Source organism: Kitasatospora sp. NPDC097605 (assembly GCF_040302725.1).
In the GTDB taxonomy this organism is placed as follows: Bacteria; Actinomycetota; Actinomycetes; order Streptomycetales; family Streptomycetaceae; genus Kitasatospora.
In genome coordinates, this window is sequence record NZ_JBEOSF010000037.1 from 85,861 (window position 1) to 93,788 (window position 7,928).

The window sequence follows — 7,928 nt, forward strand, 5'->3', positions numbered from 1 at the left end:
ACGGCAGAGAAAACCAGAGAGACACCACCCATGACAGAGCAGCAGAGCTCCGCGGCCGCCGGCGGCGACGTCCGCCTCACCGGCATCGGCAAGACCTACGGCTCCTTCACCGCCGTCCACCCGCTGGACCTGACCGTCCCCCAGGGATCCTTCTTCGCCCTGCTGGGCGCCTCCGGCTGCGGCAAGACCACCACCCTGCGGATGATCGCCGGCCTGGAGGAGCCCAGCACCGGCACCGTCCTGATCGGCGGCCAGGACGTCACCAAGCTCCCCCCGTACAAGCGGCCGGTGAACACCGTCTTCCAGAGCTACGCGCTCTTCCCGCACCTCGACATCTTCGAGAACGTCGCCTTCGGCCTGCGCCGCCGCGGCAGGAAGGACGTCAAGAAGCAGGTCGACGAGATGCTCGAGCTGGTCGAACTCGGCCAGTACGCCCGCCGCAAGCCGCACCAGCTCTCCGGCGGCCAGCAGCAGCGCGTCGCCGTCGCCCGCGCGCTGATCAACCACCCCCAGGTGCTGCTCCTCGACGAGCCGCTCGGCGCCCTCGACCTCAAGCTCCGCCGCCAGATGCAGCTGGAGCTCAAGCGGATCCAGACCGAGGTCGGCATCACCTTCGTGCACGTCACCCACGACCAGGAGGAGGCCATGACCATGGCCGACACCATCGCGGTGATGAACGGCGGCCGGGTCGAACAGCTCGGCGCCCCCGCCGAGCTCTACGAGAACCCCGCCACCACCTTCGTGGCCAACTTCCTCGGCCAGTCCAACCTGCTGGCCGCCGAGGTCACCGGCGGCGCCGGCGAGGAGCTGCTGCTCAGCGCGGCCGGCGCCCGGCTCACCGTCCCCAGGGCCCGCTGCGCCACCGGCGCCACCCGGGTCCACCTGGGCGTGCGGCCGGAGAAGATCACCATCGAGCACGGCTCCGCCGAGGTCGCCGACGGCCGCAACCGGCTCGCCGGCACCGTCGTCGACTCCAGCTTCATCGGCGTCTCCACCCAGTACCTGGTCCGCACCGACGGCGGCCAGGAGGTCACCGTCTTCGAGCAGAACATGGAGCGCGACGCCCGGATCGTGCCCGGCGCCCCCGTCGTCCTGCACTGGAACCCGGCCCACTCCTTCGCCCTGGACGCCGCCCAGGCGATCGACGCGGGCACCGGGGAGGCCGCCGCATGACCACCACCACCCCGGCGGCGCCACCCCAGGTCGTCCCCCTGCCCGAGCCCGCCCCCAAGTCCCGGCGCCGGCTCACCCCGTACTGGCTGCTGCTGCCCGGCATCGCCTGGCTGGTCGTCTTCTTCGCGGTGCCGATGGTCTACCAGGCCTCCACCTCGCTGCAGACCGGCTCGCTGGAGGACGGCTTCCGCGTCACCTGGCACGTCGCCACCTACTGGGACGCCCTGGTCGAGTACAAGTGGCACTTCTTCCGGTCGTTCGGCTACGCCGCCACCGCCACCGTGCTCTGCCTCGCCATCGGCTACCCGCTCGCCTACACCATCGCCTTCAAGGTGAGCCGGCGCTGGCGCAACGTGCTGCTGATCCTGGTCATCGCGCCGTTCTTCACCAGCTTCCTGATCCGCACCCTCGCCTGGAAGACCATCCTCTCGGACGGCGGCCCGGTGGTCGGCGCGCTCGACGCCCTGCACGTCCTCGACGTCACCGCCGCCCTCGGCCTCACCGAGGGGGACCGGGTGCTCGCCACCCCGCTCGCCGTGGTCTGCGGCCTCACCTACAACTTCCTGCCGTTCATGATCCTGCCGCTGTACACCTCGCTGGAGCGGATCGACCCGCGCCTGCACGAGGCGGCCGGCGACCTCTACGCCCGCCCGTTCACCACCTTCCGCAAGGTGACCTTCCCGATCTCGCTGCCCGGCGTGGTCGCCGGCACGCTGCTCACCTTCATCCCCGCCTCCGGCGACTACATCAACGCCCAGCTGCTGGGCTCGCCGAGCGAGCAGATGGTCGGCAACGGCATCCAGAAGCAGTTCCTGAACGTGCTCGACTACCCCACCGCCGCCGCGTTGAGCTTCATCCTGATGGCCCTGATCCTGGGCATCGTGACGGTCTACATGCGCAAGGCCGGGACGGAGGAACTGGTCTGATGTCCCGAGTGATCGCCTGGATCCGCCGCAACCTGGTGGTGCTGGCCGGCCTGCTGGCCCTCGCCTACCTGGTTCTCCCCAACCTGGTCGTGCTCGCCTTCTCGTTCAACAAGCCGGTCGGCAAGTTCAACTACGAGTGGAACGAGTTCTCCACCGACGCCTGGACCGACCCCTGCGGCGTGGCCGACATGTGCCAGTCGCTCTCGCTCAGCCTGCAGATCGCGGTCGCCGCCACCATCGGCGCCACCGTGCTCGGCACCATGGTCGCCTTCGCGCTGGCCCGCTACCGCTTCCGCGGCAAGGCCGCCACCAGCGCGATGATCTTCCTGCCGATGGCGATGCCCGAGGTCGTGATGGCCGCCTCGCTGGGCACCCTCTTCCTCAACATGCGCATCCCGTTCGGCTTCACCACCATCCTCATCGCGCACATCATGTTCTGCCTCAGCTTCGTGGTGACGGCGGTCAAGGCCCGCGTGATGAGCATGGACCCGAGGCTCGAACAGGCCGCGCAGGACCTCTACGCCACCCCCACCCAGACCTTCCTGCGGGTCACCCTGCCGCTCGCCGCCCCCGGCATCGCGGCCGGCGCGCTGCTCAGCTTCGCGCTCTCCTTCGACGACTTCATCATCACCCAGTTCAACTCGGGCCCGACCACGGTCACCTTCCCGATGTTCGTCTGGGGCGCCTCGCAGCGCGGCATCCCCGTCCAGGTGAACGTCATCGGCACCGCGATGTTCATCGCCGCCGTCGCGCTCACCATGGGCGGCCAGTGGCTCGGCAACCGCCGCAAGGCCACCGCCTGACCCACGCCGCCGCCCACCCGGCGTACCGTCGGGAGGCGGCCGACCATCATCACCAATGTGTAGAAAGTGGCTGATAATGCATGGACTCCGCCCGCGCGCTCAGTGACGCCAGGCCCACCCCCTTCTGGCTGGAGGACCCGGGCCGGCCGGCGGCACTGCCCGCCCTGGTCGGCGACACCACCTGCGACCTGCTGGTCGTCGGCGGCGGCTACTCCGGCCTCTGGACCGCCCTCATCGCCAAGGAGCGCGACCCCTCGCTGGACGTCGTCCTGGTCGAGGGCCAGGAGGTGGGCTGGGCCGCGTCCGGGCGCAACGGCGGATTCTGCGCGGCCAGCCTGACCCACGGCTTCGGCAACGGCCTGCAGCGCTGGCCCGCCGAACTCGGTCAGCTGGAGCGCCTCGGCGTCGCCAACCTGGACGGCATCGAGGCCACCCTCGAGCGCCACGGCATCGACGCCGAATGGGAGCGCACCGGCGAGATCGACATCGCCACCCAGCCGCACCAGCTCGACGAACTGCACGAGATGGCCGAGGCCGTCAGCCGCTACGGCCTCGACATCACCGTGCTCGACCGCGACGAACTGCGCGCCCAGGTCGACTCGCCGACCTTCCTCGGCGGGGTCTGGGACAAGGACGGCGTGGCCATGATCCACCCCGCCAAGCTGGCCTGGGGCCTCAAGGAGGCCTGCCTGCGCCAGGGCGTGCGGATCTACGAGCACACCCCGGCGAACGCCCTGCGCGAGCACGGCGCCGGGATGACCGTGCGCACCCCCTACGGACGGGTCCTCGCCCACAAGGTCGCGCTCGGCACCAACGCCTTCCCCTCCCTGCTCAAGCGGGTCCGCCCGTACATCGTCCCGGTGTACGACTACGCGCTGATGACCGAGCCGCTCACCGCCGAGCAGCTCGCGGCCATCGGCTGGCACGGCCGCCAGGGGCTCAGCGACAGCGCCAACAAGTTCCACTACTTCCGGCTCTCCGCCGACAACCGGATCCTCTGGGGCGGCTACGACGCCGTCTACCGCTTCGGCGGGCACGTCCGGCACGAGTACGACCAGCGGCCGGAGACCTTCCGCACCCTGGCGCGGAACTTCTTCCAGTGCTTCCCCCAGCTGGAGGGCGTCCGCTTCACCAACGCCTGGGGCGGCGCCATCGACACCTGCAGCAGGTTCTCCGCCTTCTTCGACACCGCCCACCGGGGCCGGGTCGCCTACGCCGCCGGCTTCACCGGGCTCGGCGTCGGCGCCACCCGGTTCGGTGCCGAGGTCATGCTCGACCTGCTCGCCGGGGAGCGCACCGAGCGCACCGAACTGGAGATGGTCCGCCGCAAGCCGCTGCCGTTCCCGCCCGAGCCGGTCCGCTGGGCCGGCATCGGGATCACCACCCGCTCGCTGGAGCACGCCGACCGCACCGGCGGACGGCGCAACCTCTGGCTGCGCACCCTCGACCGGATGGGGCTCGGCTTCGACAGCTGACCGCCCCGCCGCGGGCCGTGCGGGCGTGAACCGTGCAGGCGCGAACCGTGCAGGCGCGAACCGTGCCGGAGACCCGTGTAAGAGAGACCCGCCGTCCGCCTCTCGTTGGTGGCGGCGGGTCTCGGCACGTCCCGCCGCCACCGAACGCACCGACGCGCAGAGCGGGGACCACACATGGAGATCACCGGACTGGACTGGCTGGCCCAGGCCGCACCCGACCCGGCGGCCTTCCGGGAGCAGTGGGAGAGCACCGGCCTCGGCCTGGTGCTGCTCCCGGCCGGGCGGCACTGGGACGTCCTCACCGTCCCCGGCCGGCTCGGCCGCCCGGCCGTCGACCTCTTCGGCGTCGACGCCTGCGGGCCGGTCCTCGCCGACTTCGGCGACGAGCGCATCGGCTTCCTGGTGCCCGTCGGCACCGCCGCCCGCTGGGTCGGCACCGGCGTGCGCTGCGCCGGGGAGGGCACCTGGGTCGTCGTCCCCCACCCCGACGGCCGCAGCCGCGGCGTGCGCTGGCTCGTCCCGCCGGACGGCAGCGGACGGCTCAACAACCCGGTCCTCCTGGAACTCGCCCTGCACGAGGCCGCCGCCGCGCTCGGCGACTGGTGACCGGCCGGCCGGCGCCGTTCCGCCGGGCGCGCCGCCGCCGAGGGCGCGCCAGACTGGAGGGGTGACCACCGCCCCGGACGCCGTCGGCCCGTCCCTCCACCCGGGCCCGGCCCAGCTGCGCCTCGCCGAACTGGCCCGGCCCGTGTGCGACCGGCACGGGCTCGCCCTCGCCGGTGGGCACGCGCTGCGCGCCCACGGCGTCCCGGCCTGCGACCAGGACGGCCTGACCCTGGTGGCCGCCGGTACCACCGACCTGCCGCAGGCCGCCGCTGACCTGGCCGCCGCCTACCGCGCGGCGGGCGGCGGTGTCGAGGAGCGCCCCGGCACACCCCGGCTGGAGCAGCTCTCGGTCCGGCTCGTCCTCGGCGGACGGGCGCACACCGTCGAAGTGCGCAAGGAACCGCTGGGCCACCGCCCGGTCCGGATCGACGTCGACGGGCCGGACGGCACCCCGCTGGCGGTGACCGTCGTCGCCCTGGAGGACGCCGCCGCCCTCACCACCACGCTGCTGGTCGACCGCGCCCTGCCCCGCGACCTGATCGACGCGCACGCGCTCACCACCTGCTACCGCGAGGGCGAGCTGCTCGCCCTGGCCACCGGGCTGGACGCCGAGTTCCAGCCCACCGCGCTCGCCGAGCGGCTGGAGACGCTGGCAGAGGCCGCCGACGGGCGGTTCCGGGCCCGCGGGCTGCCCGCCGAGGAGGTCGACGCGCTGAAGCGCTGGGCACTGGCCTGGGCCCAGGACCTCCGGCTGGACCTGCTGGAGACCCAGGAGGCGCCCGACGGCCTGCACGACCCCTATCTCGAGGCTCAGGAGGACCAGGAGGCCCTTCAGGATCTTCAGGGCCTTCAGGACCTTCAGGACCGGGAGAACCAGGAGGACGGGTGATCGCCGTACGCCTCCGGGGTCACCCGGAGTGCGGACCCGGCCGACGACCTGTAAGGCTGAATCGCCGATCCCCGTCAGCCTGTTCGTTGAGACCGGCCCCACCGGCCAGCAGACTGGACGGGTGAGCGCGGTAGCCCCGTGACCCCGCCGCCCGTCCCGTGCGGGTGGCGCCACAGCAGGGACCGGTGGCGTCAGGCCGCCCCGACTTCGGAGGCAGACGGACCTTGAGCAAGCACATCACCCACTGGATCGGCGGCCGGCCGGTCGCCACCGCCGGCGCCGCGCCCCGCCGCGGTGACATCTTCGACCCGGCCACCGGCCAGGTGACGGGCCAGGTCGACTTCGCCGAGGTCGCGGAGGTCGACCAGGCGGTCGCCACCGCCGCCTCGGCCTTCGCGGAGTGGCGCACCGCCTCGGTCGCCAAGCGCGCCACGGTGCTCTTCTCCTTCCGCGAGCTGCTCAACGCCCGCAAGGACGAGCTGGCGTCGATCATCGTCTCCGAGCACGGCAAGGTGCACTCGGACGCGCTCGGCGAGATCGCCCGCGGCCTGGAGGTCGTCGAGTACGCCTGCGGCATCCCGCAGCTGCTCAAGGGCGGCTTCACCGAGCAGGCCTCGACCGGCATCGACGTCTACTCGATCCGCCAGCCGCTCGGCCCGGTCGCGATCATCTCGCCGTTCAACTTCCCGGCCATGGTGCCGATGTGGTTCTTCCCGATCGCCATCGCGGCCGGCAACACCGTCGTGGTCAAGCCGTCCGAGAAGGACCCGTCCGCCGCCAACTTCCTCGCCGAGCTGTGGAAGGAGGCCGGTCTGCCCGACGGCGTCTTCAACGTCGTGCACGGCGACAAGGTCGCGGTGGACCGCCTGCTGGAGCACCCCGACATCAAGTCGGTCAGCTTCGTCGGCTCCACCCCGATCGCCCGCTACGTCTACGAGACCGGCACCCGCTACGGCAAGCGCGTGCAGGCCCTCGGCGGCGCCAAGAACCACATGCTGGTCCTGCCCGACGCCGACCTCGACCTGAGCGCCGACGCCGCCGTCAACGCCGGCTTCGGTGCTGCCGGCGAGCGCTGCATGGCCGTCTCCGTCCTGGTCGCTGTCGACCCGATCGGCGACGAGCTGGTCGAGAAGATCAAGCAGCGGGTGGCCACCCTCACCGTCGGCCCCGGCTGCAACGGCGAGTCCGAGATGGGCCCGCTGGTCACCGGCCAGCACCGGGACAAGGTCACCTCCTATGTGGAGTCCGGCCTCGCCGACGGCGCCGAGCTGGCCGTCGACGGCCGCAAGCACCCGGTCACCGCCGAGGACCGCAACGGCGCGCCGACCGCGGACGGCTTCTGGCTCGGCCCCACGCTGTTCGACCACGTGAAGCCCGGCATGTCCGTCTACACCGACGAGATCTTCGGCCCGGTCCTCTCCGTGGTGCGGGTCGCCTCCTACGAGGAGGGCCTCGCCCTCATCAACGCCAACCCGTACGGCAACGGCACCGCCATCTTCACCAACGACGGCGGCGCGGCCCGGCGCTTCCAGTACGAGGTCGAGGTCGGCATGGTCGGCATCAACGTGCCGATCCCGGTCCCGGTCGCCTACTACTCCTTCGGCGGCTGGAAGGCCTCGCTGTTCGGCGACGCCCACGCCTACGGCCAGGACGGCGTGCAGTTCTTCACCCGCGGCAAGGCGGTCACCCAGCGCTGGCTGGACCCGTCGCACGGCGGCATCAACCTCGGCTTCCCGACCAACAGCTGAGTCCGAACGTCACAGGCCGGCCCGCGCACCCGCGGGCCGGCCTGTGACGTGTCCGGGAGTTTGCCCGGCGTTTGCCTTCGGCCGGGAACCGGCGTAGTGTTCCCTAGTCGCTCGACAGGGAGCACCGGACACGCATCGGCGCGGACGGTCCCGGGGCGGCCAATCCTCTGGAAATACCTACGCTTCCCGCATGGGGTTTATTTGGCGTGTGCATTTTCGGGGATTGCGGCCGGATTCGCTTTTCGGAGCGGGGATCGGCTAGAGTTTGAAACGTCGGACGGGGCGTCAAGCCGCAGAAGACACCAGCG

Annotated in this window: 7 protein-coding genes; all 7 read left to right on the forward strand. The window is 71.7% G+C overall.

Translation table 11 applies throughout. The features are described 5' to 3' along the window. The first annotated feature begins 30 nt into the window (after positions 1 to 30). The 7 genes from ABTX81_RS31245 to ABTX81_RS31275 all read left to right on the forward strand — a co-directional run bounded on the left by ABTX81_RS31245 (position 31) and on the right by ABTX81_RS31275 (position 7,620). A complete protein-coding gene (locus ABTX81_RS31245; protein WP_350552611.1) occupies positions 31 to 1,173 on the forward strand; it encodes an ABC transporter ATP-binding protein in 1,143 nt (380 codons plus the stop codon). Next, positions 1,170 to 2,099, forward strand: coding sequence for an ABC transporter permease (locus ABTX81_RS31250; RefSeq protein WP_350552613.1), 930 nt, complete (start codon positions 1,170 to 1,172; stop codon positions 2,097 to 2,099). Before ABTX81_RS31245 ends, ABTX81_RS31250 begins: the two co-directional genes overlap by 4 nt. Further along, a complete protein-coding gene (locus tag ABTX81_RS31255; protein WP_350552617.1) occupies positions 2,099 to 2,902 on the forward strand; it encodes an ABC transporter permease in 804 nt (267 codons plus the stop codon). Before ABTX81_RS31250 ends, ABTX81_RS31255 begins: the two co-directional genes overlap by 1 nt. A gap of 80 nt (positions 2,903 to 2,982) precedes the next feature. After that, a complete protein-coding gene (locus ABTX81_RS31260; protein ID WP_350552620.1) occupies positions 2,983 to 4,377 on the forward strand; it encodes an NAD(P)/FAD-dependent oxidoreductase in 1,395 nt (464 codons plus the stop codon). Between the two features lie 174 nt (positions 4,378 to 4,551). Further along, positions 4,552 to 4,983, forward strand: coding sequence for a hypothetical protein (locus ABTX81_RS31265; RefSeq protein ID WP_350552623.1), 432 nt, complete (start codon positions 4,552 to 4,554; stop codon positions 4,981 to 4,983). A 61-nt stretch (positions 4,984 to 5,044) separates the two neighbouring features. Next, entirely contained in the window at positions 5,045 to 5,872 is an 828-nt protein-coding gene (locus tag ABTX81_RS31270) for a nucleotidyl transferase AbiEii/AbiGii toxin family protein (RefSeq protein ID WP_350552626.1), read from the forward strand. A 224-nt stretch (positions 5,873 to 6,096) separates the two neighbouring features. After that, positions 6,097 to 7,620: a CoA-acylating methylmalonate-semialdehyde dehydrogenase gene (locus ABTX81_RS31275; protein ID WP_350552629.1), complete on the forward strand. Its 1,524-nt coding sequence runs from the start codon at positions 6,097 to 6,099 to the stop codon at positions 7,618 to 7,620. The last annotated feature ends 308 nt before the right edge of the window (positions 7,621 to 7,928 follow it).